The organism is Alicycliphilus denitrificans K601 (assembly GCF_000204645.1).
Taxonomy (GTDB): domain Bacteria; phylum Pseudomonadota; class Gammaproteobacteria; order Burkholderiales; family Burkholderiaceae_C; genus Alicycliphilus; species Alicycliphilus denitrificans.
In genome coordinates this window covers 4,422,963-4,447,886 of sequence record NC_015422.1, presented here as the reverse complement: position 1 = coordinate 4,447,886, position 24,924 = coordinate 4,422,963, and the positions used below count along the sequence as shown (strand labels likewise).

Annotated in this window: 22 protein-coding genes; 6 read left to right on the top strand and 16 right to left on the bottom strand. The window is 71.6% G+C overall.

Translation table 11 applies throughout. The features are described 5' to 3' along the window. Positions 1-3 precede the first annotated feature (3 nt). The 5 genes from ALIDE2_RS21090 to ALIDE2_RS21070 all read left to right on the top strand — a co-directional run bounded on the left by ALIDE2_RS21090 (position 4) and on the right by ALIDE2_RS21070 (position 5,575). On the top strand, positions 4-861 hold the full coding sequence (locus ALIDE2_RS21090; protein WP_013520683.1) for a creatininase family protein: 858 nt from the start codon (positions 4-6) through the stop codon (positions 859-861). 71 nt (positions 862-932) lie between these two features. After that, entirely contained in the window at positions 933-1,304 is a 372-nt protein-coding gene (locus ALIDE2_RS21085) for a DUF2946 family protein (protein ID WP_373279454.1), read from the top strand. Between the two features lie 159 nt (positions 1,305-1,463). Beyond that, complete coding sequence (locus ALIDE2_RS21080) at positions 1,464-3,782, top strand: TonB-dependent receptor (RefSeq protein WP_013723080.1); 2,319 nt, start codon at positions 1,464-1,466, stop codon at positions 3,780-3,782. 23 nt (positions 3,783-3,805) lie between these two features. After that, on the top strand, positions 3,806-4,309 hold the full coding sequence (locus ALIDE2_RS21075; protein ID WP_013723079.1) for a DUF1775 domain-containing protein: 504 nt from the start codon (positions 3,806-3,808) through the stop codon (positions 4,307-4,309). A 75-nt stretch (positions 4,310-4,384) separates the two neighbouring features. Beyond that, positions 4,385-5,575 (top strand): GGDEF domain-containing protein, encoded by a 1,191-nt coding sequence (locus tag ALIDE2_RS21070; RefSeq protein WP_013520679.1) that lies wholly within the window; start codon positions 4,385-4,387, stop codon positions 5,573-5,575. On the opposite strand, the gene ALIDE2_RS21065 is transcribed toward ALIDE2_RS21070, so the two are convergent. The 9 genes from ALIDE2_RS21065 to ALIDE2_RS21025 form a co-directional block, all read right to left on the bottom strand. Further along, positions 5,566-6,237: a histidine phosphatase family protein gene (locus tag ALIDE2_RS21065; protein ID WP_041701151.1), complete on the bottom strand. Its 672-nt coding sequence runs from the start codon at positions 6,235-6,237 to the stop codon at positions 5,566-5,568. The two genes, ALIDE2_RS21070 and ALIDE2_RS21065, sit on opposite strands and share 10 nt — an antisense overlap. 71 nt (positions 6,238-6,308) lie before the next feature. After that, complete coding sequence (locus ALIDE2_RS21060; RefSeq protein ID WP_013520677.1) at positions 6,309-7,436, bottom strand: SDR family oxidoreductase; 1,128 nt, start codon at positions 7,434-7,436, stop codon at positions 6,309-6,311. Further along, the gene (locus tag ALIDE2_RS21055; RefSeq protein WP_013520676.1) at positions 7,433-8,674 is read right to left on the bottom strand and encodes an ABC transporter substrate-binding protein; all 1,242 of its coding nucleotides are present in this window, start codon (positions 8,672-8,674) and stop codon (positions 7,433-7,435) included. Before ALIDE2_RS21055 ends, ALIDE2_RS21060 begins: the two co-directional genes overlap by 4 nt. Before the next feature lie 25 nt (positions 8,675-8,699). Then, positions 8,700-9,788: a cyclase family protein gene (locus ALIDE2_RS21050; protein ID WP_013723078.1), complete on the bottom strand. Its 1,089-nt coding sequence runs from the start codon at positions 9,786-9,788 to the stop codon at positions 8,700-8,702. Between the two features lie 196 nt (positions 9,789-9,984). Further along, positions 9,985-10,959 carry a threonine dehydratase gene (locus ALIDE2_RS21045; protein WP_013723077.1) on the bottom strand — a complete coding sequence of 325 codons (975 nt, stop codon included), beginning with the start codon at positions 10,957-10,959 and terminating at the stop codon, positions 9,985-9,987. Further along, positions 10,956-11,831: a PhzF family phenazine biosynthesis protein gene (locus ALIDE2_RS21040; RefSeq protein ID WP_013520673.1), complete on the bottom strand. Its 876-nt coding sequence runs from the start codon at positions 11,829-11,831 to the stop codon at positions 10,956-10,958. Before ALIDE2_RS21040 ends, ALIDE2_RS21045 begins: the two co-directional genes overlap by 4 nt. A 14-nt stretch (positions 11,832-11,845) precedes the next feature. Further along, a complete protein-coding gene (locus ALIDE2_RS21035) occupies positions 11,846-13,027 on the bottom strand; it encodes an aminotransferase-like domain-containing protein (RefSeq protein ID WP_013520672.1) in 1,182 nt (393 codons plus the stop codon). A 114-nt stretch (positions 13,028-13,141) separates the two neighbouring features. Beyond that, on the bottom strand, positions 13,142-14,074 hold the full coding sequence (locus ALIDE2_RS21030; RefSeq protein ID WP_013520671.1) for a DMT family transporter: 933 nt from the start codon (positions 14,072-14,074) through the stop codon (positions 13,142-13,144). Further along, entirely contained in the window at positions 14,071-14,670 is a 600-nt protein-coding gene (locus tag ALIDE2_RS21025) for a LysE family translocator (protein ID WP_013520670.1), read from the bottom strand. Before ALIDE2_RS21025 ends, ALIDE2_RS21030 begins: the two co-directional genes overlap by 4 nt. A gap of 119 nt (positions 14,671-14,789) precedes the next feature. On the opposite strand from ALIDE2_RS21025, the gene ALIDE2_RS21020 reads away from it, so the two are divergent. Continuing rightward, a complete protein-coding gene (locus ALIDE2_RS21020) occupies positions 14,790-16,229 on the top strand; it encodes an aminotransferase-like domain-containing protein (protein WP_013723076.1) in 1,440 nt (479 codons plus the stop codon). Between the two features lie 45 nt (positions 16,230-16,274). Here ALIDE2_RS21020 and ALIDE2_RS21015 read toward each other — a convergent pair whose 3' ends face one another. From ALIDE2_RS21015 to ALIDE2_RS20985, 7 genes are all read right to left on the bottom strand, one after another. Next, complete coding sequence (locus ALIDE2_RS21015; protein ID WP_013723075.1) at positions 16,275-17,270, bottom strand: NAD(P)H-dependent flavin oxidoreductase; 996 nt, start codon at positions 17,268-17,270, stop codon at positions 16,275-16,277. A 145-nt stretch (positions 17,271-17,415) separates the two neighbouring features. After that, positions 17,416-18,630: an HDOD domain-containing protein gene (locus ALIDE2_RS21010; protein ID WP_013520667.1), complete on the bottom strand. Its 1,215-nt coding sequence runs from the start codon at positions 18,628-18,630 to the stop codon at positions 17,416-17,418. A gap of 76 nt (positions 18,631-18,706) precedes the next feature. Further along, a complete protein-coding gene (gene flgL, locus ALIDE2_RS21005; RefSeq protein WP_013723074.1) occupies positions 18,707-19,957 on the bottom strand; it encodes a flagellar hook-associated protein FlgL in 1,251 nt (416 codons plus the stop codon). Position 19,958: 1 nt separating this feature from the next. Then, positions 19,959-21,941, bottom strand: coding sequence for a flagellar hook-associated protein FlgK (gene flgK, locus ALIDE2_RS21000; RefSeq protein ID WP_013723073.1), 1,983 nt, complete (start codon positions 21,939-21,941; stop codon positions 19,959-19,961). Positions 21,942-21,952: 11 nt separating this feature from the next. Next, positions 21,953-22,891, bottom strand: coding sequence for a flagellar assembly peptidoglycan hydrolase FlgJ (gene flgJ / locus ALIDE2_RS20995; protein WP_013520664.1), 939 nt, complete (start codon positions 22,889-22,891; stop codon positions 21,953-21,955). Further along, positions 22,891-24,036 (bottom strand): flagellar basal body P-ring protein FlgI, encoded by a 1,146-nt coding sequence (locus ALIDE2_RS20990; protein WP_013520663.1) that lies wholly within the window; start codon positions 24,034-24,036, stop codon positions 22,891-22,893. The genes flgJ and ALIDE2_RS20990 overlap by 1 nt, the downstream gene beginning before the upstream one ends. Positions 24,037-24,230: 194 nt before the next feature. Further along, positions 24,231-24,914: a flagellar basal body L-ring protein FlgH gene (locus tag ALIDE2_RS20985; RefSeq protein WP_013520662.1), complete on the bottom strand. Its 684-nt coding sequence runs from the start codon at positions 24,912-24,914 to the stop codon at positions 24,231-24,233. Positions 24,915-24,924 lie beyond the last annotated feature (10 nt).

The window sequence follows — 24,924 nt, the reverse complement described above, 5'->3', positions numbered from 1 at the left end:
TGCATGCCATCTTCCCCGCCGCCCCCCGAACGCTTCGCCTCGCACTGGTGGTCCGAGCTCGGCGCCCGCGACTTCGCGCAGGCGCGCGCCTCGGGTCTGGCGCAGCGGGCCGTGGCCGTGTTGCCCGTGGCCGCCGTCGAGCAGCATGGGCCGCACCTGCCGCTGTCGGTCGATGCCACGCTCCTGCAGGGCGTGATCGCCGCCGCGCTGCCGCTACTGCCCGACGGCCTGCCGGCGCTGTTCCTGCCGCCGCAGAACGTGGGCCTGTCCACCGAGCACCTGTCCTACCCGGGCACGCTCACGCTCTCGCCCGCCACGCTGATCGCGCTGTGGACCGAGCTGGGCGAGTGCGTGGCGCGCGCGGGTGTGAGGAAGCTGCTGCTGCTCAACGGCCATGGCGGCAACGTGGCGCCCATGGACATCGTGGCGCGCGAGCTGCGCCAGCGCTGCGGCCTGCTGGTCTACAGCAGCAGCTGGTTCAGCCTGCCGCTGCCCGATGAGGTGAACGGCCTGTTCGGCGCCGAGGAGCACCGCTTCGGCATCCACGGCGGCGCGATCGAGACCTCGATGATGCTGCACCTGGCGCCCGCCACGGTGCGCATGGAGCATGCGCGGCACTGGCCTTCGAGCTCGCAGGAGCGCGCCGCGCGCTACCCCATCCTGGGCAACGGCAGGAGCGCCAAGCTCGGCTGGGCCATCGAGGACTACCACCCGGCGGGCGCCGTGGGCGATGCCGCCGGCGCCATGGCGGACAAGGGCCGCGCCGTTGTGCAGGCGGCGGCGCAGGCGCTGGCGCAGCTGATCGCGGAGATCCATGCGCTGCCGCTGGACACGGTGGGCGGGGCGCCCCGGCCGCTTTGAGGCCAGGGCGGCGCGGGGCCGCTATCATGGCCGGTCTTCACGCCTTCGTCCTTCCCGGGTTGCAGCACGGCATGCCGCTTCTTCACCGCTTTCGCATGATGGCACCCGGGCTCCTGGGCCGCGCGGTGCTGGCTTGGTTCGCGCTGTCGCTGGGCGTGGCCATCGCCTCGCCCCTGGTGAATCCGCAGGCGCTGGAGCTCGTCTGCTCCAGCGCGGGCGTGATGAAGGTGATCGCCAAGACCGACGGCGGCGCGCAGGAGATGGGCTCGACCCACCTCGACTGCCCCATGTGCATGCCGTTCGTCGCGCCGCCGCCCGCGGCACCGGCGACGGCTGTGCCGCCGCCATCGCCGTTGGCGTATGCGCTGCGGCCCGTCGTCGCCGCGCGCATCGCCGCCGCGACGGCCGCGCCGCTGCCCGCGCGCGGGCCGCCATCCCTCTGAACTTGCCTGCGGGCAACGCCTTGCCCGTCCCTCGCGCGTGCCGCGGGGGCGGATGGGGCGCCGCCCCCGATTCCGGTACGGCGCATGCCCCGCGCGGGCGCGCGCCGCCAATGTCCCATGCAAGTGGCGGCGCACGCGGGGTGCCGCAGAGGTTTTTCCATGAACAAGTCCATGTGGCCGCTCGTGCTCGGCGGCGCCGCATTCCCCTGGCTCGCCGGCGCGGTCTTCGCGCAGGCGGGCCCCGCCGGCGAGGCGCCGGAGCGCGCCAAGTCGCTCGGCGTCGTCACCGTGAGCGGGGGGCAGCCGAGCTCGTTGCCCACGCAGATCCCCACCACCATCGAGGGCGTGACGCGCGAGGAGATCGACGCGCGCATCAACGCCACCGACAGCGAGGACGCGCTCAAGTACCTGCCGAGCCTGCTGGTGCGCAAGCGCTACATCGGCGACTACAACCACGCCATCCTGTCCACGCGCGCATCTGGCACGGGCAACAGCGCGCGCTCGGCCGTGTACGCCGACGGCATCCTGCTGTCGAACTACCTGGGCAACGGCATCGCCAACGGCACCAACTACGCGCCGCGCTGGGGCCTGGTGACGCCCGAAGAGATCGAGCGCGTGGACGTGATGTACGGCCCGTTCTCCGCAGCCTACCCGGGCAACTCGGCCGGCGCGGTGGTGGACTACGTGACGCGCATGCCCACCAAGCTGGAGGCGCATGCCAGCGCGGGCTATTCGTCGCAGCCCAACGACTTGTACAGCACCCTCCGCAGCTTCGACAGCTGGCAGACCAGCGCATCGCTCGGCAGCAGGAGCGGCGACTGGTCGTGGTGGGTCAACGTGCACCGCACCAACAGCCAGGGCCAGCCGCAGACCTTCACCACGGTGCCCGTGGCCTCGGGCACACCGGGGGCGGCGGGCACGACCGTGTCGGGCGCCGTGCCGGGGCTGAACACCACGAACACGCCCTGGTACATCCTCGGCACCGGCACGCAGTACCACACGGTGCAGGACCACGCCAAGCTCAAGCTGGCCTACGACATCACGCCCACGCTGCGCGCGAGCTACACCCTGGGCTGGTGGGACAACCGCTCCGAGGGGCGCCCCGCGAGCTTTCTGACGGGGCCGGACGGCCAGCCGGTCTACAGCGGCGCGGTCAACATCCAGGGTCGCGGCTACACCCTCGCGCCCACGGCGTTCCCGCTCACCAACGACGCGCAGACGCACACCATGCACGGCGCATCGCTCAAGAGCCACATCGGCGGCCTGTTCGACTGGGAGCTCGCGGTCAGCCTCTACGATTACGGCAGGGACCGCCAGCGTGCGCCCACCGTGGCCCTCCCGCAGGCCGCCGCGGGTGGGCCCGGCACGCTGCAGCGCCAGGACGGCACGGGCTGGAACACCCTGGCCGCCAAGGGCACCTGGCGCCCGCAGGGCGCGCAGGGGGCGCACATCGTGGACTTCGGCGCGGGGCGCGACGCGTACAAGCTCGGTATCGACAAGCTGAACGTGGCGGGCAGCTGGATGGACGGCGCCGCCAACCCCGCATCGCCCGTGAGCAGCGTGGGTGGCCGCGCCGAGACGGCCTACCTGTGGGCGCAGGACGCTTGGCGCTTCGCGCCGCGCTGGACGGCCGTGCTGGGCCTGCGCTGGGAAGACTGGACGGCGCACGACGGCTTCACGGCCACGGCCAGCAGCCGCCAGGCCTACGACCGCCGCAGCGAGTCGCACTTCTCGCCCAAGGCGGCGCTGGCCTGGCAGTGGAGCAGCGACACCGTGCTCAAGGCCTCGGTGGGGCGCGCGGTGCGCTTTCCCACGGTGGGCGAGCTCTACGGCGCCACCTCGGGCGGGGCGCTGTCGTTCATTAACGACCCGGGCCTGAAGCCCGAGAAGTCGTGGACGGGCGAGCTCTCGGCCGAGAAGGACCTGGGCAACGGCCTGGCGCGCGCCACGCTGTTCCACGAGACCACGCGCGACGCGCTCTACAGCCAGCCGATACCGGGCACCACCGTCTCGCGCGTGCAGAACGTGGACAAGATCCGCACGCTGGGCCTGGAGCTGGCCTACAGCGGCCAGCCGGCATGGATGCGCGGGCTGGACCTGGGCGCGAGCCTCACTTATGCCGACTCCCGGATCGTGGCCAACGCCGCCAACCCCGCGAGCGTGGACAAGTGGCAGCCGCGCGTGCCGCGCTGGCGCTCCACCGCCTACGCCACCTGGCAGCCCGACGACCGCTGGGCCCTCACCGTGGCCGCGCGCTACAGCGGGCGCCAGTACTCCAGCCTGGACAACAGCGACGTGAACGCCTTCGCCTACTTCGGCGCGAGCCGGTACTTCACCGTGGACCTGCGTGCGCGCTACAGGCTCACGCGGCAGCTCTCGGCGGCGCTGGGCATCGACAACGCCAACAACTACCAGTACTGGAACTTCCACCCCTATCCGCAGCGCACCTACACGGCCTCGCTGCGCTGGGATCTGTGACACCCGTTTGTGAGGACACCACCATGCAATTCCCTCTCCGATGCCTGGCCGCTGCGGCCACGCTCTGCGCCGCCGCGGCGGCCAGCGGCCATGTCGTGCTGTCCCCGGACGGCGCCACGGCGGGCAGCGCCCATGACGCGGTCTTCTCGGTCGGCCACGCCTGCAAGGGGGCGCGGGTCACGACGGCGCTGTCGGTGCAACTGCCCGAGGGCTTTCGCCTGATCGAGGCGCTGCCGCGCCCCGGCTGGACGCTCACGGCGCCGCAGGCGGGCGAGGTGCGCTGGACGGCCGGCTCGCCCGCCGCGGCGCTCGGCGGTGGCGAGAAGGGCGAGTTCGTCGTGCGCGGCGTTCTGCCCGCCACGCCGGGCACGCTGTACTTCCCCGTGCGGCAGGTCTGCGACGTGGGCCAGGCCGACTGGGTGCAGGTGTCCGGGCCGGGCGACGCCGCCAGGCCGGACATGCCCGCGGCCAGGCTGGAGGTGCTGCCGCCCGGCGGCGGCGATCGCCCGCAGGCGCACCGGCACTGACTGCCCCGTGGCGATATGGGGCACACTCCCTGATCGCGGGCGCCCGTGCGGGCGCATTCCAACCACGAGCCTCCCATGCAGCCACCTTTGCCGGCATCCTCCACGCAGTACGCACAGCAGTTGCGCCAGGGTTTCCGCTGGCTGCGCTTCGGTGGGGCGCTGGAGGCCGAGTACCGTGCCTACTGCGGCCGCAACGAACACCGGCGCGTGCTGTGGTTCAGCGCCATCTGCCTGGTGGTGTGGGGTGGCTACTCGCTGTTCGACCTGTGGCGCATCGACGTCGCGTTGCTCGACGTCCGGCAGCAGGCGCTGCTCATGTCCCTGCGCGCGGTGCGCGTGGCCGTCACGGCGGTGATCGTGCTGACGCTGGCCTGCGCTCTCTGGCGCTGCCCCATGCGGGTGCTGCAGGCTGTCCTGATCGTCCTGGGCGTCACGCTGAGCTGCGGCGCGGCCTTTGCCGTCTACGTCTACAAGGTGCTCGGCGCGCCGCATGAAACGGCCGTCCTGGTGATGGTCATGCTGGGTGTGTTCTCGCCGTTTGCCGTCAGCCTGTGGGTGCAACTGCTGGTGGCGCTGCTCTACCTCGCCTGCGTGGGCGCGCTGGCCTGGGCCGCGCCGCTGCCCGAGGTGCGCGCCCAGATGCTGCGCCTGGAAGTGGTACTGGCGCTGTCGGCGCTGGTGTTCGGCTTTGCCGCCTACTGGCGCGAGCACCAGCGGCGCGAGCAGTTCCTATACCGCGGCGACGCGCACTGGCTGGCCATGCGCGACGCGCTGACGGGGCTCTACAACCGCCGCATGTTCAACCACCACATCGGGCAGCTCGTGGCCCAGGCGCAGCGCGAGGGCCAGCCGCTGGCACTGCTGCTCATGGACGTGGACTATTTCAAGAGCTACAACGACAGCCATGGCCACCAGCAGGGCGACGTGGTGCTGCAGCAGGTGGCGCAGGTGGTGCTGGCCTGCATAGGCCGGCCGCTGGACCTGGTGGCGCGCGTGGGCGGCGAGGAGTTCGCCGTGCTGCTGTACGGCAGCAGCGCCGAGCATGCCCAGGCGCTGGGGCAGAGCCTGGTGGCGGGCGTGCGCCAGCGCGCGCTGCCGCACGCGGCCTCGCCCGTGGCGCAGGTGGTCACGGTGAGCGTGGGCGGCGCCATGCTGTCGCCGCAGGACCAGCCGCGGACGCTGTACGCGCGCGCCGACCGCATGCTCTACGAGGCCAAGAATGGCGGCCGCGACCGGTGCTGCTGGGCGCAGACGCTTCAGGCGTGAGTGACCCAGCCCGCGTGCGCGGGCCCGTCCAGGTGGGGCAGGGTGTTGAAGGTCTGCAGCATGAGGCGCTTGGGCGAGATGCCGAACTCCGTCACCGCGCTGTTGCGGATGCGCATGTTCAGCGCGATCGTCACCTCGGGCGGGGTGGACAGCACCTGGCCCACGGCCGTGGCGATCGGCCCGCCGCTGGAGACCAGCAGCACGTTGTGCCCCGTGTGCCGGCTGCGCACGTGAGCGAGGGCGGCGTGCACGCCGTCCGCGAAGTCGTTCCAGCCGGGCATGCCCGCCGGGCTGATGGTGCCGGCCATCCACTGCGCCAGCGCGTCGCACAGCAGGCGGAAATGCTGCCTGCGCAGCTCGGGCGTGTCGGGCCGCGGCAGCGGCGCGGGGTGCATGGCCTGGATCAGCGCCTGGCTGTCGTACTCGTTCAGGCCGGGCGTCAGCAGCGGCTCGGGCGTGCCGGGCAGGCCCTGCCGGATGCCCTGCAGCGTCTGCGCATGGCGGTGCAGCGTGCCGCACAGCACGGCGTCGAAGCGCAGTCCGCGCTCGCGCCAGTAGCTGCCCAGGCGTTCGGCCTGCGCCTGCCCGAGCGGGCTCAGCCGGTCGTAGTCATCCGCGCCGAACGAGGCCTGGCCGTGGCGCACGAGGTAGAGCGTTCCCATGGGCACGATTGTGGTCAAGCCACGTCCCTGCGCTTGTCGCATGAGCGACTTAAGCTATCAAATTGGAAGCATTATTCTTCCATGTCCTCGTTTGCACGTGCCTGGGCGGACGGGGGCAGCAGGCGGCGCTCCTGGAGCCGGCCGAACCACTTGCGGAACATGTCCTCGGTGTCGATGCAGGCGTGGAAGCCCGCCTGGCGGATCTTCACCGAGCTCATGATGACCGGCGCCAGCGGCCCCTCGCGGCCGTGGTTCATCTGGAAATCAGCATAGGCCGCGCCCTGGCCGATGAAGGCCGTCAGATCGCGTGGCGCGGCGAGCTGGTACTTGTCCACGATGCGTTCCCACGCTTGCTGCTGGGTGGGCAGCAGCGCGGCCAGCGACTGTGGCTCGGGCGCGCCCGCGGGCATGCCCAGCGCGTCGGCGATGGCGGGCCAGACGTTCTGCCAGACGAACACGTCGCCGTTGTCCAGGTTGAAGGTCTCATTACGCGCATTGGGCGACTCGGCGGCCCAGGCGCAGGCCTGGGCGATCAGGTCGGCGTCGATGGCCTGGTTCACGCGCGCCGGGCCGCCGGGGTAGGCCAGCGGCAGGCCCTGTTCGTGGCGCAGCCAGGCGTAGACGCCGATGGCGGGGATGGGGTTCATGTGGCTGCCCAGGGCGTCGCCGAAGACGATGCGCGGGCGCATGATGGTGAAGTGCCATGCGCCGCTCTGCGCCTGCCGCTCGCGCAGGAAGTCTTCCTGCAGCCAGTAGAAGTTCTCGTGCGCGTCGCGCGGCCAGCGCTCGCGCGCAGGCACGGCGATCTGCGGGTGGATGTGCACGCCGTAGGCCTTGCCGCCCTGCATGATGGTCACGTGGCGCAGCGCGTCGCCGGGGCGGGACAGGGGCTCGACCACGTTGCGCAGCATCGTGAGGTTGATGCGCATCTGCTCCTGATCGCGCCAGCCGCCCACCAGGCCGCCGGGCTGCTCGTAGACGGCGGCGTAGACGACGTGGGTGATGTCATCGCGCGCACCCAGCGCGGCGGCGCAGGCGGCGCCGTCCTGCAGGTCGAGCTGCAGGGCCTGCGCGCCGGGCGGCGGCGTGATGGCGCGGCGCGCCACGCCGATGGCGTTCCAGCCGGGCAGGCTGGCGAAGTGGCGCAGGCAGGCCTGGCCGACGACGCCCGTGGCGCCGACGATGAGGGCCGTGCTCATTTCTTCACCAGCGGGCACTTGGACTGGGGCAGCGGCAGGAAGGCCTTGTCGCCCGGCACGGTGGCGACGAGCTTGTAGTAGTCCCACGGGTACTTGGACTCGGCCTGCGTCTTCACCTCGAACAGGTACATGTCGTGCACCATGCGCCCGTCTTCGCGGATGCGGCCGTTCTTGGCGAAGAAGTCGTTGATGGGCGTGGCCCTCATCTGGGCCATGACCTTGGCGGTGTCGTCGGTCTTGGCGGCCTGCACGGCCTTGAGGTAGTGCATGGTGGACGAGTAGGCGCCCGCCTGGCTCATGTTGGGCATCTTCTTCATTTTCTCGAAGTAGCGCTTGGACCAGGCGCGCGTGGCGTCGTTCATGTCCCAGTAGAACGCCTCGGTGAGCATCAGGCCCGCGGCGGTGCGCAGGCCGATGGCGTGCACGTCGTTGATGTACATGAGCAGGCCGGCCAGGGTTTGCTTGTTCTTGCCCTGGGTCAGCCCGAACTCGCGCGCGGCTTTGATGGTGTTGACCGTGTCGCCGCCCGCGTTGGCGAGGCCCACCACCTGGGCCCTGCTGTTTTGCGCGCTGAGCAGGAAGGATGCGAAGTCGGTCGCCCCGATCGGGTGCTTGGCCGCGCCCAGCACCTTGCCGCCGTGCGCCGCCACCACGGCGCCGGCCTGCTCCTGCAGGCTGTGGCCGAAGGCGTAGTCGGCGGCGACGAAGAACCAGTCCTTGCCGCCGCGCTCGGTGATGGCGCTGGCCGTCACGTTGGCCAGGGCGTAGGTGTCGTAGACGTAGTGCACGGTGCTGGGCATGCACAGGTCGCCCGTCAGGCGGTCCAGGCCGGGGCCGTTGAAGATGATGACCTTCTGCTTCTGCTTGGCGATCTCCAGCACCGCCAGCGCGGGGGCGGAGACGGCCACGTCCATGATGGCGTCCACCTTGCCGGTGTCGAACCATTCGCGCGCCTTGCTCGATGCGATGTCGGCCTTGTTCTGGTGGTCGGAAACGATCAGCTCGATCTTCCTGCCGAGCACCTGGCCGCCGAAGTCGTCGATGGCCATCTGGATCGCGGCGGCGCTGCCGGGGCCGGTGATGTCGGCGAACGGGCCGTTCAGGTCGGTGAGGATGCCCAGGCGCACGACGTCGTCGGAAATCCGCGTGTCCTGCGCGCCGGCCGCCGTGGCAAGCAGGGCGAGGCCGGCGCACAGCGCGCGGCAGGCGCGGCGGATGGGGGTGGAAGATGGGTGCATGGTTGTCTCCTGATAGTAGTGATGGTCAGAGCGTGGCGATGGGGGTGACGGGCGAGCCCACGGCGCCGGGCAGGCGCAGCGGCGGGGCGGTGAGCAGGAAGCGCGTGCGGCCGCTGGCGTGCAGCCGGTCGGCCAGCTCTTCGAGGTACCAGAGCTCCCCGAGCGGTAGCCCCAGCTTGAACAGGCAGTGCTCGTGCAGCGGCAGCACGGGGTAGGGCGCGCCGTCCTCGGGCACGCGCCGGGGCGGGTGGCGCTCCACGGCGTAGTTGTCGGCGATGAGGGCGGCGATGCCGCTGTCGGTGATCCATTGCAGCAGCTTCTCGTCGCCGCCGTCCAGCGCCGCGCAGCTGTGGTGCAGGCGGTGCGCGTCGGGCTGGCGCTGCATGGACAGCACCAGCCCGGCGAAGCCCGTGCGCAGCAGCAGCATGTCGCCGGGCTCCACAGTGGCGCCGCCGCGCTCCATGGCGCGCATGAGCTCGTCGTAGCCGATGTCGCGGAAGTCCATGCCGTAGGCGCGCGCCAGGTCCACGAGCACGCCGCGCCCCTGCATGCCCTTGACGGCGAGGTGCTCCACGCCCAGCGCGAGGGCCACGCTCTCGTCGCTCGCGCGGCCCTCGCAGCACACGGGCTGGTAGCGCGCGGGCGCGCCGTCATCGCCGCGTGCGGGCAGGCCGTGGTCCTGCGGGCCCAGGATGTGCTCGTGGCCGCGGTAGCCGTTGTAGTACACGGTGCGCAGGCGGCCGTCGCCCTCGGGATCGAACAGCGCGCCCACGTGGGCCAGAGAATCCCACTGCGTGGAGTACTGCAGCGACAGCAGCGCCTGGTCGTCGCTGATCACGTCGGTGGCGCCGGTGTACACGTGGCCCAGCGGGAAGTTCACGTAGGGCACGTCGCCGCGCCGCGTGGGCCGCAGCACGGGCGGGTGGCGGCGCGGGTTCAGGCCGTTGCCGCCGGGGTAGTCCAGCGGCAGCGAGAGGCACAGGCTCACGCCCTCGCGCACCTCCAGCGCGCCCTTGCGCACCTGCTCGGGGCCGATCAGGTTGGCGCGTCCCAGCTGGTCGTCGGGCCCGAAGTCGCCCCAGTTCGAGCCTTCGGGGCGTTGTCTCCATCGCATGTGTATGTCTCCCGGGCCGCTCGTGCATGCGGCCTCGGGGGCAATGGTGTTGGGCGCGCGCGTGGCGCGTCAAACGCGGTGGCGAAAGTTTCGAGGACTGAAATCGCGCGTCGGGAAAACCCTGGCGCGGCGGGCGCCCGGCGCGCCCCGCCCTGCGTGGGCCGTGCGGCGCGGTGTTTCGCTGGCCGAAACCGGCTCAGCGCCCGGCGAGCACGCGCGCGAAGACCTCCGCGTCCACGTTGCCGCCCGTGAGCGCCAGGCCCACGCACTGGCCGCGCAGCCGTTCGCGCTCCTGCATCGCGGCGGCGAGGGCCGCGGCGCCGGCGCCCTCGGCCACGTTGTGGGTGTCGGTGAACAGGGCGCGCATGGCGGCGGCCACCTCGTCGTCGCCGACCTGTACCAAGTGGTCGAGCGCGGGCAGCAGCACCGCCAGCGCATCGGGGTCGGCCACGCGCACCGCCATGCCGTCGGCCAGCTGCGTGCTGACGGGCGCGGCCACCACGTGGCCGGCGGCGAACGAGTCGGCATAGGTGGTGGCGTGGCGGCTGACCACGCCCACGATGCGCACGCGGTGGCCCAGGGCCTGCCTGGCCGCCACGGCGGCGCAGGCGCCCGAGCTCAGGCCTATGGGCACGTAGGCCACGTCCATGTGCGGCACGGCGCGCAGGAATTCCCACCAGTAGGTGGCCACGCCGCGCACCAGATGGGGGTGGTAGCTGGGCACCATGTGGGCGCCGCGCTCTTCGGCCAGCTGCAGGGCGTGCTCGCGCGCGGCCTGGAAGTCCTCGCCGTGTTCCACCAGGTTCACGCCCAGGGCGCGCATGGCGGCGTTCTTTTCCACCGAGTTGCCGCGCGGCACGACGATGGTGCAGGCCACGCCGTGGCGGCGCGCGGCCCAGCCCATGCTCTGGCCGTGGTTGCCGCGCGTGGCGCTGATGACCTCGCGCGGCAGCCGGCCCTGGCTTGCCAGCTGGTCGAAGTAGGTCAGGCCGCCGCGGATCTTGAACGCGCCCACGGGGTTGTGGTTCTCGTGCTTGACCCAGCATTCGGTGCCCAGGCGGTCGGCGAGCAAGCCCCAGCGGTACTGGGGCGTGGGCTGGAACTCCCGGTAGACCCGTTGCGCGGCGGCCTCGATGTCGGCCAGCGAGGGCAGGGTGGTGTCGTGCGTCACAGCTGCACCTCCCCGTGCACGCAGGTGACCGAGTGGCCGCCGATCCAGATGTGCTCGCCCTCCTGCTCCACGTGCACGCGCCCCGCGCGGCCCAGCGCCGTGCCCTGGCTGGCCACGTAGCGCGCGGGCGCCAGGCCCGCGCCCATGAGCCACTGCGCCAGCGCGGCGTTCAGGCTGCCGGTGACGGGGTCTTCGGCCAGGCCGTTGTTGCCGGGGAAGAAGGCGCGCACCTCGAAGGCGATGCCCTCGGCATCGCTCGCGCCCACCACGCCGACCTTGCCGCGCGGGCCCACCACGCCCACGTCCAGCCCGGCCAGCACCGCGGCGTCGGGTTTGAGCCGCAGCACCTGCTCGGCCGAGCGCAGCATCACGCCGCGCCAGTTCGGGCCGTTGTCGCACCAGGCGTGCGCGATGATGTCCTCGCGCGCAATGCCCAGGCCGCGCGCGATGAGGCGCACGTCGTCCTCGGCCAGCGGGCCGCTGCGGATGAGCGGCGGCGCGGCGAAGGCCAGGCGCTCGTCGTCGCGCCTGAGCGTGACCAGGCCCACGCCGCATTCCTGCACGATGCGGCCGGCCGCGCGCGGCCGGCCGCCGGCCTGCAGCCAGGCGTGGCAACTGCCCAGCGTGGGGTGGCCGGCGAACGGCAGCTCGCGCCCGGGGCAGAAGATGCGCAGCCGATAGTCGGCGCCGGCGGCGCGGCCCTCGGGCGTGGGCGGCAGCACGAAGGTGGCTTCGGACAGGTTGGTCCAGTGGGTGAACCGCTGCATGTCCTCGGTGGTCAGGCCCTCGCCATCGAGCACCACGGCCAGCGGGTTGCCGAGGTAGGGCGTGGCGGTGAAGACGTCGACCTGCTGGAACGGGCGCTGGCGCATGGTCAGGGCCTTCCTCAGGCGGCCGTTTCGCGGATGGCGGCGGCCAGCGCGGCGACGGCGGTCTGGATCTGCTCCTCGGAGGCGGTGACGAACGACAGGCGCAGCGTGCGCTCGTCGGCCTGCTGGGCGTAGAAGGCGGCGCCGGGCACGAAGGCCACGTTGCGCTCTACGGCGCGGGGCAGCAGTTCAAGCGCGCTCATGCCCTCGGGCAGGCGCAGCCACAGGAACATGCCGCCGTCGGGGCGGTTCCAGGTCACGCCCAGGCCCTGCATTTCCTTCTCCAGCGCGGCCACCATGGCCTGGCACTGCCGCTTGTAGAGCTGGCGGATGGTGGGCACGTGGCGGTCCAGGAAGCCGTTCTTCAGCACCTCGGCCACCAGGCGCTGGTTGAAGCTGGGCGTGTGCAGGTCGGCCGCCTGCTTGGCCTGCAGCAGCTTGGGATACATCTGGCGCGGCGCGACGAGGTAGCCCAGGCGCAGGCCGGGCGCCAGCACCTTGGAAAATGATCCCATGTAGAGGCAGCCCTCGGGGTTGCGCGCGGCCAGGGGCTTCGGGGGGGCCTTGTCGAACCACAGGTCGCCGTAGGGGTTGTCCTCGATCAGCGGCAGGCCCAGCTCGGCGGCGCGGGCGGACAGGGCCTCGCGGCGCGCCTCGCTCATGGTGCGGCCCGTGGGGTTCTGGAAGTTGGGCAGCACGTACAGGAAACGCGCCTTGTCCGCCCCGCTGCCGGCCTTGGCGGCCAGGTCGTCGATCAGCACGCCCTCGTCGTCGCTGGCCACCGACACCACCTGGGGCTCCATGGGCGCGAAGGCCTGCAGCGCGCCCAGGTAGGTGGGCGTCTCCACCAGCACGCGGCTGCCCGCGTCGATGAGCACCTTGGCCGCCAGGTCCAGCGCCTGCTGCGAGCCGGTGGTGATGAGCACCTGGTCCGGATGCACGTCCCAGGGCAGGAACCCGGCGATGGCCTCGCGCAGCGGCGCGTGGCCCTCGCTGGCGGCGTATTGCAGCGCCGACGCGCCTTCGTTGGCCAGCACCGAGGCGGCCGCGGCGGCGAAGGATTCGATAGGGAAGGTCTTGGGCGAGGGCAGGCCGCCGGCCAGGCTGATGATGCCGGGCTTCTCGGTGACCTTGAGGATCTCGCGGATCACCGAGGGGTTCATCTTGGCGGCGCGTGCGGCCAGGGTCCAGTTCGTCATTCGTTCATCTCCAAAGGCGTGCGGGTGTTACGCCATCCATCACTCAAAAAAATGCCGTTGTGCGGCGGTGCGCGGCCCTGCGGGTAAGGGCAGCGCGCGCAGCATAACGTAACGTCAATTCCCTGCCGGCATGCGCCTGCCGACGGCCACGGTGGCCACCACCGCCGCGGCGAAGCCGAGCGTCACCATGTCCAGCGGCTCGCCCAGCAGCGGGATCGCCGCCAGGATCGAGAAAAACGGCTGCAGCAGCTGCGTCTGGCTCACGCGCAACGCGCCACCCAGGGCCAGCCCGCGGTACCAGGCGAAGAAGCCGGCCCACATCGAGAACACGCCCACGTACAGGAACCCGCCCCAGGCCGAGGGCGCCACGGGCTGCGTGGGCCACAGCCACAGCGTGGCCGGCAGGGTGGCGGGCAGCGCCAGCAGGCAGACCCAGCAGATCACGCGCTCGGCACCCAGGGCGGGGGTGATGCGCGCGCCGTGGATGTAGCCCACCGAGGCCGCCACCACCGCGCCCACGAGCAGCGCGTCGGCCGCCTCAAGGCTGAAACCATGGCCTTGCTGCCAGCCGCGCAGCAGCGAAAACGCCACCACCAGCGCGCTGCCCAGCACCGCGCAGACCCAGAAACCCAGGCGTGCGCGCTGGTGCAGCACCAGCGCGGCCACGCCCGCCGTGACCAGCGGCAGCAGCGCCGTGACCACGGCGGCGTGGCTGGCCGTGACGCTGCGCAGCGCATACGCCAGCAGCAGCGGGTAGCCCAGAACGTTGCCCAGCACGGCCCAGCCCAGGTGCCTGAACTGGTGCGGCAGCGGGCGCGGCGAGCGCGTGGCCAGCAGGAAGGCTGCCGACAGCAAGCCGGCCAGCGCGGCGCGGCCCAGCGTGACGAACCAGGGCGAGAGCTGGGGCTGCTCGGCCGTGCCGGTGGCCAGCCGCGTGGCGGGCAGGGTGATGGCAAAGATCGCCACGCCCAGCACACCGAGCCACAGGCCCAGGGTTTCGGCCTGGCGCACGGGGTGCGCACCCCGAGTGGCGGCGGGGGCGGTCATGCGGCCACCATCCACAGGGCGGTGGCCACCAGTACGCAGGCCATGGCGCGGTTGAACCACAGCAGGCGCCGCCCCTGGGCCAGCCAGCGGCGCAGCAGCGCGCCCATGGCAGCGTAGGCGAGGTTGCTGGTGAAGGCGAAGGCCAGCATCACGGGCAGCACCACGGCCATGCGCGCATGGCCGTCCTCGTGGCCGACGATCCAGCCGGCCACGATGGTCAGCGCCAGCAGCCAGGCCTTGATGTTCACGAACTGCAGGGCCACGCCCTGCCAGAAGCCCACCGACAGGCGCGCCGCGTCGGCCTCGGACAGGCGGCCCGACTGCGCTAGCTTGAGCGCCAGCCACAGCAGGTAGCCGATGCCCACGGCCTTGATGGCCCAGCGCAGCGCCGGCACCGCCACGACGATGGCGCCCAGGCCGGCCGCGCACAGCAGCAGCAGCGCGCTCCAGCCCACGGGCACCGCGACGACGAAGCGCATGGCCGCGGGCAGGCCGCGGTTGGCGGCCAGCGCGGTGGACAGCGTGGTGTTGGGGCCGGGCGTGAAGCTCATGGCGGTGGCCAGCACCAGCAGGGCGGTGAATTCAACCAGGGGCATGAAAGACGGGGGCGACGGTAGGGAAGGCCGCACTGTAGGGGTGAATGCCATTACAGTGCCGGTACAGTCTGCCCCACACATGCATAAACTGTGCAGGTCTTTCCACTGACACAGTCGCCATGCTCACCCTGACCGAACAGCTCGCCGAGCGCTTCGCCCAGCGCATCCGCACGCGGCTTCTGCCCGCCGGGGCGCGCCTGCCCTCGGTGCGCGAGTGCGCGCGCCAGCAGGGCGTGAGCCCCTACACCGTGGTGGCGGCCTACGACAAGCTGCTGGCCCAGGGGCTGGTGGAGGCGCGGCGCCAGCGCGGCTTCTATGTGCGCGACATTGCGCAAAAAACGCCCCCAGCACAGGAGGGGCAAGCGTCTGCAGCTATTCCTTTGGGAGCAAAAACGGCCTCGCCGCTGGGCACCATAGGCGTGCGCATGTCGGGCTCGCAGATCAACGCCACGGCGCTGATGCGCGGCATGTTCTACCAGGCGTCGGCGAAGCCCCAGCCCGGCGCGGGCGTGCTGCCCGTCGGCTGGCTGGAGGAGGCGCGCTTCCTGCCCGCCGCCGTGCGCAAGATCACCGCCAGCCCGGCGCTGCAGGGCGGCTCGCTGAGCTACGGCGAGCCCATGGGCGACGCCGGCCTGCGCGCGGCGTTGGCGCGGCGCATGGCCGGCATCAGCATCGCCGCGCAGCCCGACCAGATCATGACCACCGTGGGCGCCACGCACGCGCTGGACATCGTGAGCCGCACGCTGCTCAAGGCGGGCGACCCGGTGATGGTGGAGGAGCCGGGCTGGAGCGTGGAGTTCGCGCGGCTGGACGCGCTGGGCATGCGCGTGCTGCCCGTGCCGCGCGGCCCCGAGGGGCCCGACCTGGCCGTGATGGCGCGCTACTGCGAGCTGCACGCGCCCAAGCTGTTCGTGAGCGTGAGCGTGCTGCACAACCCTACGGGCTACAGCCTGCCGCCGGCCAGCGCGCACCAGGTGCTGCAGCTGGCCGAGCGGCACGGCTTCTACGTCGTGGAGGACGACACCTACGGCCACATCGCGCCCGAGTATGCCGTGCGCCTGGCGGCGCTGGACGGGCTGCGCCGCACCATCTACGTGAACGGCTTCGCCAAGATCCTCGCGCCCAACTGGCGCGTCGGCTACCTGGCCGCGCCGCCCGGGCTGGTCGAGCGCATGCTGGACACCAAGCTGCTGTCCACGCTGACCACGCCTTCCATTCTGGAGAAGGCGCTGGCGCTGTGCATAGACCAGGGCCAGCTGCGCCGCCACGCCGAGCGCATCCGCCAGCGCCTGGCCCAGGCGCGCGCGCGCAGCGTGCAGCTCGCGCTGGAGGCGGGCTGCAGCTTCGCGGCCGAGCCCGCGGGCATGTTCGGCTGGGTGGAGACCGGCGTGGACACCGACATGCTGGCCCAGCGCATGCTCGACGAGGGCTACCTGATCGCCCCCGGCGCACTGTTCCACGCCACGCGCCAGCCCTGCACGCTCATGCGCATCAACTTTGCCAACACGCAGGAGCCGGCGTTCTGGCGCACCTGGAAAAATGTGGTCAAAACGGGATAAAACGCCCGTTCATCAAGCGCTTGCAGCTATTTTTTTGCATAGCTTTCACCGCGCGAGCTGCGCCGCCGCCTCGGCGGCGATGCGGCGCACGCAGTCGGCGGCGGGCTCCACGCCGGCGATGCGGTCCACGCCGCGGCCGGCGTAGAGGGCCATGGCCTCGAAGTCGCCGGTCATGGAGCGCAGCGGCGAGTCGGTGCTGAACAGGTGGATGGGGCGGCCCTCCTCCTCGCCGATCACCGCGGGGCCGGTGGCGGGCGCGGGGCCGAACGGGTCGCCGCGCTCGCCGCGGGTGACGCTGTTCCTGAGCACGCGCACGGCGGCATGGGGCGGCCAGTTGACGTGGAAGTCCTCGGTCAGCAGCGTGTCGCTGGCGCGCGCGGCCACCAGGCGGCGCTTGTGGTAGTCGTGGGCGAAGGATTCGTGCGTGGCGATCAGGGCCGTGCCCAGCACGGCGGCCTGCGCACCGGCCGCCAGCACGCGCGCCACGTCGCGCCCGTCGGCCAGCCCCCCGGCGGCGGCCACGGGGACGCGGGCCGCGGCCAGCACGCCGGCCAGCAGCCCGGCCAGCGGCTGGCGCCCGCGCACGTGGCCGCCGGCCTCCACGCCCTGGGCGATGAGCGCCTGGGCGCCGGCCTCCTGCGCGTCCAGCGCGTCCTGCACCGATCCCACCTGGTGCACCACGGTGATGCCCGCGCCGCGCAACCGTTCGACCACGGCGCGGTCCACGTCCCAGAACAGGCAGACCACGGGCACGCGCAGCGTGATGCACAGGCCCACCTGCTCGCGCAGCAGCGGCGCGGGCGTGGCCGCGGGGATCAGGTTCACGCCGAAGGGCAGGTCGGTGCGCGCGCGCACCTGGGCCACCTCGCGCTCGATCAGCGCCAGCGGCTCGCGCACCATGCCCAGGAAGCCGAAGGCGCCGGCCCCGGTGACGGCCGCCACCAGCTCGGAGCGCGCCACGCCGCCCATGCCCGCCAGCAGCAGCGGCAGGCGGCAGCCCAGCAGGCGGCACAGGTCGGTGGGGGGCAGGGTGTCGTGCATGGGGGGCTCCAGTCTGGCGATGCGGTGGCCATGATGCGGCGCCGCCCCTGCACGCGCAAGCAGCCGCGGCACGGACGGCAAGGTCTTTGCTGGCAAAAAAGATAGCTGCCGGCGCTTGCATGGTGCGCCCTGGTGCCAGAAGCAGCTAATGCGCGGCGGCGGGCCGGTCCACGGCCACTTCGGAGAGCACGCGCAGCAGGCTGCGGTTGACGTACTCGATCTCCAGCTCGTGCGTCTCGCACAGCTGGCGGATGGCGCCCGCGTCGTCGCCTTCGAGGGCGCAGGCCAGCTCCAGGCTGGGGGCGTAGGGGCCGGTGCGCAGCACGGCGGCGTTGTACACGCGCTCGGACAGCGGCAGGCGGCGCAGTATGGTGCCCAAGGGTTCGCGCAGCAGCTCGTCGAGCTGCGAGAACAGGCCGCTCAGGTAGACCTCGCGGCGCAGATCCTTGCCCGCGCCGGATTCGAGCAGCTGCTCGGTCAGGCGCGCGCGCAGCACCATGGCGGTGCGTATGGGGCGCAGGTCGGGCTCGGTGCTCGCGTGCGGCAGCTGCTCGGCCAGCCAGCGCCCGAGCGAGCCGTAGCCCATCATCACCAGGCCGCGGCGCAGCGAGTCCACGCCCGTGCGCAGGCCCAGCGCCGCGGAGTTGGTGTAGGTCATGAAGCGGTAGGCCAGCAGCGGGTCCTCGCCCAGGATCTGCTCGAAGCGGTCGATGGACTGGTCCTCGTCGATGGCCTTGAGCAGCCTCTGCACCACCTCGTGCGCGGGCTGCTGCGGCTGGTGGCGCAGGGCGTGGAGCACGTCCTCCATGGGCCAGCCGGCCACGGCCAGGGCGCCGCCCTGGTCCAGGCAGTGCGCCAGCAGCGCGCGGCTGGCCACGTTGTCGTACATCTGGCCGGTGATCAGCGGGCTGCGCTGCGCGGCCGCGCCCGCCTGCAGCGCGCGCACGGCGTCGCCGCTGGACAGGTGCAGCAGGCTGTTGTCGAACAACCGCGCGGTCTCGGTGTCGGGCAGGTGATCCAGGGCGCCGCTCCACACCAGGCGCAGGCCCCGGGCGTGGGCCTGGCCGGCGCGCTCGCGCACCGCGGGCAGGGCCATCCAGTCGCCCGGCACCTCGATCCAGGGCGCGCCGCGCGGCGCATGCGCCAGCAGGTCCATGAGCAGCGGCTGCGAGCGCGGCGACAGCAGTAGCGGCGGCGAGCCGGCGCTCCACAGCTCCTGGATGGTGCGCAGCAGGTGCGGCGCGTCCACCATGGCAGCGCCCTGGCCGTGCACGTACAGCTGCACGCCGGCCAGCTTGCGCGCGGCATTCCACAAGGGGCGGTAGCCCAGGACGAGGCTGCCAAGAACGGATTGGACCATGAAGGGTGGACGAGAATGAAAGGCAATCGCCATTGTCGGGCCGTGCGCCGCCCCGCAGGCGGCGAGAAAACCCGCGTCAGCTCATGAAGTTGAACAGCGACAGCTTCTGTACCATGGCGTAGGACTGGAGGGCGGCCTGGTAGCCCACCTGGGCATTCTGGAAGCCCGAGATGCCCTGGACCATGTCCAGATCCTCGGCGCGCGAGCGGTCGGCCTCCAGTTGGATGGAGCGCTGGCTCTGGTCGCCCGTGATGCGGTCGGCGCGGTTGAGCAGCTCGCCCGCGTAGCCGCGCATGTTGTTCAGGCGCTCCATGCCGGCGTCGATGTTGGCCAGCGCCTGGCCCACGGCCTGCGTGGCGGCATTGTTGTTGGCCGCGCCGCGGATGCCCTCGATGGCGCTGTCAATGGTGCTCATCAGGCTGGGGCTGGGCTGCAGGGTCACGGCGTCGCCCGCCGCGGGCGTGCCGCTGATGCTGAACGTCATGCCAGGCACTCCGGTGACGGCGATGGTGGCGGGCTTGTCGGACGCGAAGTCGGGCACCGTGACCGGGGCGGACGTGACGCCCGTGGTGGTGTTGGTGATGGTGTAGGTGGCCGTCGTGGTGCCCGGCGTGGCGCCCGGGCCCACGGCCGTGAAGTCGATGCGGTAGCCGTCGCCCGTGATCTGGTTGCGGTCCACCGCGGTGATGGCCGAGGTCGTCAGGCTGCGGTCGGCCGGGATGGTGCTCACGCCGGCCTGGTACACGCCGTCGCGCCGTGGGTCGAACATGAGGGCGGAATGCCCGTCCAGCGTGGTGGCGATGGCCGTGCCGCTGCTGCTGGCCTGGCCTGGCAGGCCGGCGAACAGGTAGTCGGGGCTGCCGCTCAGCGGGCCCGCGAAGGGCTGCAGCGCGCTGCCCAGTGCGCCCAGCAGCGGTATGCCGTTGGTGTCCTTGCGGTTGATCACGTCGGTGAGCTGCTCGCGCAGGCTCTGGATCTGGTCGGCGTAGGTCTTGCGGTCCTCGGGCTTGAGCGCCCCGCCGCCGGCGGCCACGACGAGCTGGCGTATCTCCTGCACCAGGCCGATGGCGTCGCCCAGCGTGGACTCGGCCTGCGCGATGGCGTTGCGCTGCACCTCCAGCGCGCGCTGCTCGGTCTGGATGCGGCTGATGCGCGTGAGCGCGCGCTCGGCCTGCGCGGCGGCCACGGGGTCGTCGCTGGCGCGCACCACGCGCTTGCCCGAGGTCAGGTTCTCCTGCAGGTCCACCAGGCTCTTCTGCCGTGCGTTCAGGTTGCGCAGCGTGGCGTCGTGCATGTTGGCGGTGCTGACGCGGTAGAAGTTCGTCATGTCATCTGCCCATGGATTGGATGAGGTTGTCGAAAATGTTCTGCGCGATCTGCAGCATCTTGGCCGAGGCCTGGTAGGCCTGCTGGTACTGGATGAGGCGGGCGGCCTCCTCGTCCAGGTTCACGCCCGAGACGGCCGTGCGGCTGGCCTCCAGGTTGGAGGCGATGGAGTCCGACAGCTTGGCCGCGTACTGCGCGCTCTGCGTGCGCGTGCCCACCTGGGCCATGAGGCCGGCGTAGCCGTCGGACAGGGTGGACTCGTCGAACATCTTCACGTCGCGCAGCCGCATGAGGGCGCTGGCGTTGCCGGCGTTGCGTGTGTAGCCGTCGCCGTATTGCGGATCGAGCGCGTTGCCCACGGTGACCGTGTCGCCGTCCTGGGGCGTGCCCTGCAGGGTGATGGACCAGCCGTCGATCTGGATCGGCTGGCCTGGCGTGTAGCTCTGGCCTGTGGCGACGGTGGTGGGCGGGGCGGCGCCCTGGTTGACCACGTCGAAGGTCGCTGGCGGGCCGGCATGGAACTGCAGCTGGATGCCGCCGGGGAAGGCCGGCGGGGTGTTCGCCGTGTCGCCGTCGGGCGGCAGCGTGAGCGTGGGGCCCTCCGCCTTGAGCTCGGCGAGCTGCAGCGTGCCCGTGTTGGACGTGCCCATGGCCGCGTTGACGGGGTTGGCGGCGGCCAGGTCGCGCGGCGAGTACACCAGGGACTGGATGTTGGCCGCGGCGCTGGCGAAGGGCTTGAACAGCACGCGCTCGCCCGCGGCGCCCGCGGTGGCGAAGTCGAAGGTCAGGCCGTCGATCTGCTGGCCGCGCAGGTCGTTCAGGTCGGTGAAGGCAGTGGTCTTGCCATCCGACAGCCGCACCACCTGGCCGGCCGGCGGCGTGGTGAAGCGCACCTCGTAGTCCGAGGCGGCGAACTTCGTGGGCGAGAACTTGCTGCTGTCCGTCAGGTCGATGCTGCCCTGGGCCGTGCCCTGCGTGTAGCCCTGGACGGAGGAGGGCGTGGAGAACAGCGGCTTGCCGGGCTGGCCATCCAGCGTCAGGCCCTGCGTCTGCTGGTAGTTCATCGTGGTGCCGATGGCCAGCGCCATGCGCCCCAGCAGGTTGCGGCCCTCGGCCAGGTCGTTGTTGACGAAGCGCAGCAGGCCCGCCACCTCTCCGCCGCCGAGCATGCCTTCCTCCAGCTCCACGGGCGTCGCGCCCGGGCGGTTGAAGAGCAGGCGCATCTGGCCGCTGCCCGGGAACAGCTGCGATTCGTCGACGGAGACGGAGGTGGCCGTGCTGCCCAGCACCAGCGCCTGGCTGCCGCCCACGAACACGCCCACCGAACCGTCGTCGGCTGGTATCTGCGTGGTCTGTATGTACTGGTTGAGCTCGCGGATCAGCTGGTCGCGCTTGTCCAGCAGATCGTTGGGCGACTGGCCGTTGCCCCTGACGCGCGCGATCTGCTCGTTCGCCTCGGCAATGCCGCTGGCCAGCTGGTTGATGCGCGTGGCGTCGTTTTTCAGCTGCTCGGTGACCGAGTACTGGATCTCCTGCAGCTGCTCGGCGCTGCTGCGCATGCGCGCGGCCATCTCGTTCATGCGCGTGAGCGTGACGGTGCGCGCCGTGATGTCGTTGGGCGAGGCCACCACGTCGGCCAGCGAGTTGAGCATGTCGGTGATGGCCGCGCCCAGGCCGCTGGTGCTGCCCTGGAACACGTCCTGCAGCTGCGATAGGCGCTCGGCGCGCACCGAGTCGCCGGACTGCACCGCCTGGGCGGCGGCCGCCTGGCGCGTGAGCAGCTCGTTGTGGTTGCGCAGGATGGTGGCCACGTTCACGCCGTTGCCGATGTAGCCCGATCCCGTGAACTGGCCCTGCACCGTCTGCATGGCCACGCTCTGGCGCGAATAGCCGGCCGTGCTGACGTTGGCAATGTTGTGTCCCGTGGTCTGCAGGGCCACCTGGTTGGCGAGGAGGGCGCGGGCGCCGACGTTGAGGAGGCTCATGGTTCAGTGCTTCAGGCTTGGGTGCCGGGCGCCTGGGCCACGACAGGGTTGCGCGCCACGGACTGCGTGCTCTGGATCGCGCGCGCGAGCTTGGTGGCGTACTGCGGGTCGGTGGCGTAGCCGGCCTTCTGCAGCTCGGCCGCATAGGCGGCGGCGGAATGGGTTTTGGCGCGCGCCTTCTCGTAGCGTGGGTTGTCGTTGATCAGGCGGGCGTAGTCGCGGAACGACTCCTCGTAGGAGCCATAGGCGCGAAAGCGCGCGGTGACCTTGCGCGGCTGGCCGTTCACGTATTCGGTGGTCGTCACCTCGGCCACCTTGCCGGTCCAGCCCTTGCCGGCCTTGATGCCGAACAGGTTGAAGGCGTTGCTGCCGTCCTTGTTGCGGATCTCGCTCCTGCCCCAGCCGGTCTCGTGCCCGGCCTGGCCCAGCATGAAGCTGGCCGGAATGCCGCTGTCCTGCGCCACGCGCTCGGCCGCGGCGCGGTGGTGCTGCACGAAGTTCTCGCGTCCCTTGGGGGCGCTCGCGCGCGGGTTGTCGGCGGGCGCGGCCTTGCGCAGCGTGGCGTCCAGGCTCAGCGTGGAGCCGGCGTCGATGGTGGTCTGGCCGTCGCCGCCGAGCTGGCGCGAGAGCTGGCGCTGTATGGCATCGGCCAGCCCGCCGGGCCGGCCCGACATCTGCACCGACAGCTGCTGGTCGAACAGGTCGTTCGCCAGGTTGCCCTCGGCGCCGTCGAGCAGGCCGGATTTGGCGGTCGCCTCGCGCATGCTCTTGATGAGCTCGCGCATGAACAGCGATTCGAGCTGCCTGGCGGCCTCCCGCGTGGCGTCCCTGGTGGCCTGCGCATCGCCCTGGCCGGCCTGCAGCTTCAGGGCGTTGAGCGAGCGGCCGTCCACGGCCAATGCCTGGCGGGCGGCCGCGGTGCCCGCGCCGGAGAGGCTGGAGAAGGCCATCAGATCACCTCCAGCTCCGCGTTGAGCGCGCCCGATGCCTTGATGGCCTGCAGTATCGCCAGCAGGTCCTGCGGCGTGGCGCCCAGGGTGTTGAGCGCGCGCACCACGTCGGCCAGCTGCGGCGATGCCGGCACCTGGATCACCTTGCCGCCGTCCTGCTTGAGCTGGATGTCGCTCTTTTGCGCCACCACGGTCTGGCCCTGCGACAGCGGCGCGGGCTGGCTGATGACGGGCGTGCTGCTGATGGTGATCGACAGGTTGCCGTGGGCGATGGCGCAGGGCCCCAGCGTCACGGCCTGGTTGAGCACGATGGAGCCGGTGCGCGCGTTGATCACCACCTTGGCGGCGGGGGTGGAGTCGGGCAGCGGCAGTTCCTCCAGCTCGGCGATGAAGTTCACGCGGGAGCCCGGGTCCATGGGCGCGCGCACCTGCACCGTGCGCCCGTCCAGCGCCGTGGCCAGGCCACTGCCGATCCGGGTGTTGATGGTGCTGGCCACCTTGCGCGCGGTCTGGAAGTCCGAGGCGTTCAGCCCCAGGGTGATGGTCTCGCCGTCGTGCAGCGGCGTGGGCACCGAGCGCTCGACCTGCGCGCCGCCCGGAATGCGGCCCGCGCTCAGGTGGTTGATCTGCACCTTGCTGCCGCCGGCCGAGGCGCCCGCGCCGCCGACCACCATGTTGCCCTGGGCCAGCGCGTAGATCTCGCCGTCGGCGCCGCGCAGCGGCGTGGCGATCAGCGTGCCGCCCTTGAGCGACTTCGCGTTGCCCATCGAGGCCACGCTCACGTCGATCGCCTGGCCCGGCTGGGCGAACGGGGGCAGCTCGGCGGTCACGATCACCGTGGCCACGTTCTTGAGCTGCGGCGCCGTGGTACCCGCCGGCAGGCTGATGCCCGCCTGCTGCAGATAGTTCTGCATGGCCTGCGTGGTGATCGGCATCTGCGTGGTCTGGTCGCCCGTGCCGTCCAGCCCCACCACCAGGCCGTAGCCCGTGAGCTGGTTGCTGCGCACGCCCTGCACGGCGGCCACTTCCTTGATGCGCAGCGCATACGCCGGCAGCGCCGCGGCGAGCGCCAGCACCCCGAACGCGGCCAGCCGCCGCAGCGCGCGGGCGCCAGCCGAAGATGGGAGCAGGGGGACGGTGATCATGGCGATGATTGTGGGTCGCCGTGCGCGTCCCGAATCGCCGAAAAGACGGCCCAAATCCCCTCAATTGCGGGACATGGGGTTTGAAGGGGAAAAGTGCCTCCAGCGCTTGTCCATCAAGCGTTGGCAGCTATCAATATTGAATAATCGCGCGTGCGCAGGGGCGAACCCCTCGCCCCGGCCTTTCCCCGGAGGCCTTAGAACGGCGCGACCGAGTTGAACGCCCGCGACAGCCAGCCCATGGCCTGGGCCTCGCTCTGCGCGCCGCGCCCGCGCGACTGCAGGCGCGCGTTGGCCACCTGGGTGGATGCGACCACGCTGCCCGGCTGCAGCGAGCGCGGGTCCACCGTGCCCGAGAAGCGCAGCACGTCCACGTTCTCGTTCACGCCGATCTGCTTCTCGCCCGCCACCACCAGGTGGCCGTTGGGCAGCACCTCGATGACGGTGGCGGTGATGGTGCCGGTGAAGGTGTTGCTGCTCTCCGTGCCGCCCTTGCCCGAGAACTGGTTGGCGCTCTTGGCGCCCAGGTCCAGCTTGCCCAGCTTGCCCGCCCCGATGAACGGGAAGGCCGAGATGCCGGCCGAGGTGTTGGCGCTGCGGTCGATGCTGGAAGTGGAGTTCTGCTTGGCCGTCACCTGCTCCACGATCTGGATGGTGACGATGTCGCCCACCATGCGCGCGCGCCGGTCCTCGAACGCGGGGCGGTAGCTCGCGGCATGGAACAGGCTTCCCGTGGCCGGCCCCGTGGGGCGCGGCGTGGCGGCCACGGGCGGCGGCGCGGTGGGCAGCAGGTCCACGGGCGGCGGCGGGTTCAGGGTGGCGCAGCCGGTGGCCAGCAGGGCCAGGGCGGCGGGCGCGACCAGGCGCAGGGAGGCGGTCATGGCGCGGCCT

What these genes read in the sequence shown, in the direction of transcription:
- ALIDE2_RS21035 (WP_013520672.1), bottom strand. Translation starts at nt 13,027, where the DNA reads ATGACGAACTGGACCCTGGCCGCACGCGCCGCCAAGATGAACCCCTCG.
- ALIDE2_RS21025 (WP_013520670.1), bottom strand. Translation starts at nt 14,670, where the DNA reads ATGCCCCTGGTTGAATTCACCGCCCTGCTGGTGCTGGCCACCGCCATG.
- ALIDE2_RS20985 (WP_013520662.1), bottom strand. Translation starts at nt 24,914, where the DNA reads ATGACCGCCTCCCTGCGCCTGGTCGCGCCCGCCGCCCTGGCCCTGCTG.
- flgL (WP_013723074.1), bottom strand. Translation starts at nt 19,957, where the DNA reads ATGACGAACTTCTACCGCGTCAGCACCGCCAACATGCACGACGCCACG.
- ALIDE2_RS21060 (WP_013520677.1), bottom strand. Translation starts at nt 7,436, where the DNA reads ATGAGCACGGCCCTCATCGTCGGCGCCACGGGCGTCGTCGGCCAGGCC.
- ALIDE2_RS21020 (WP_013723076.1), top strand. Translation starts at nt 14,790, where the DNA reads ATGCTCACCCTGACCGAACAGCTCGCCGAGCGCTTCGCCCAGCGCATC.
- flgJ (WP_013520664.1), bottom strand. Translation starts at nt 22,891, where the DNA reads ATGGCCTTCTCCAGCCTCTCCGGCGCGGGCACCGCGGCCGCCCGCCAG.
- ALIDE2_RS21065 (WP_041701151.1), bottom strand. Translation starts at nt 6,237, where the DNA reads ATGGGAACGCTCTACCTCGTGCGCCACGGCCAGGCCTCGTTCGGCGCG.
- ALIDE2_RS21010 (WP_013520667.1), bottom strand. Translation starts at nt 18,630, where the DNA reads ATGGTCCAATCCGTTCTTGGCAGCCTCGTCCTGGGCTACCGCCCCTTG.
- ALIDE2_RS21090 (WP_013520683.1), top strand. Translation starts at nt 4, where the DNA reads ATGCCATCTTCCCCGCCGCCCCCCGAACGCTTCGCCTCGCACTGGTGG.
- ALIDE2_RS21015 (WP_013723075.1), bottom strand. Translation starts at nt 17,270, where the DNA reads ATGCACGACACCCTGCCCCCCACCGACCTGTGCCGCCTGCTGGGCTGC.
- flgK (WP_013723073.1), bottom strand. Translation starts at nt 21,941, where the DNA reads ATGAGCCTCCTCAACGTCGGCGCCCGCGCCCTCCTCGCCAACCAGGTG.
- ALIDE2_RS21055 (WP_013520676.1), bottom strand. Translation starts at nt 8,674, where the DNA reads ATGCACCCATCTTCCACCCCCATCCGCCGCGCCTGCCGCGCGCTGTGC.
- ALIDE2_RS21080 (WP_013723080.1), top strand. Translation starts at nt 1,464, where the DNA reads ATGAACAAGTCCATGTGGCCGCTCGTGCTCGGCGGCGCCGCATTCCCC.
- ALIDE2_RS20990 (WP_013520663.1), bottom strand. Translation starts at nt 24,036, where the DNA reads ATGATCACCGTCCCCCTGCTCCCATCTTCGGCTGGCGCCCGCGCGCTG.
- ALIDE2_RS21030 (WP_013520671.1), bottom strand. Translation starts at nt 14,074, where the DNA reads ATGACCGCCCCCGCCGCCACTCGGGGTGCGCACCCCGTGCGCCAGGCC.
- ALIDE2_RS21075 (WP_013723079.1), top strand. Translation starts at nt 3,806, where the DNA reads ATGCAATTCCCTCTCCGATGCCTGGCCGCTGCGGCCACGCTCTGCGCC.
- ALIDE2_RS21070 (WP_013520679.1), top strand. Translation starts at nt 4,385, where the DNA reads ATGCAGCCACCTTTGCCGGCATCCTCCACGCAGTACGCACAGCAGTTG.
- ALIDE2_RS21085 (WP_373279454.1), top strand. Translation starts at nt 933, where the DNA reads ATGCCGCTTCTTCACCGCTTTCGCATGATGGCACCCGGGCTCCTGGGC.
- ALIDE2_RS21040 (WP_013520673.1), bottom strand. Translation starts at nt 11,831, where the DNA reads ATGCGCCAGCGCCCGTTCCAGCAGGTCGACGTCTTCACCGCCACGCCC.
- ALIDE2_RS21050 (WP_013723078.1), bottom strand. Translation starts at nt 9,788, where the DNA reads ATGCGATGGAGACAACGCCCCGAAGGCTCGAACTGGGGCGACTTCGGG.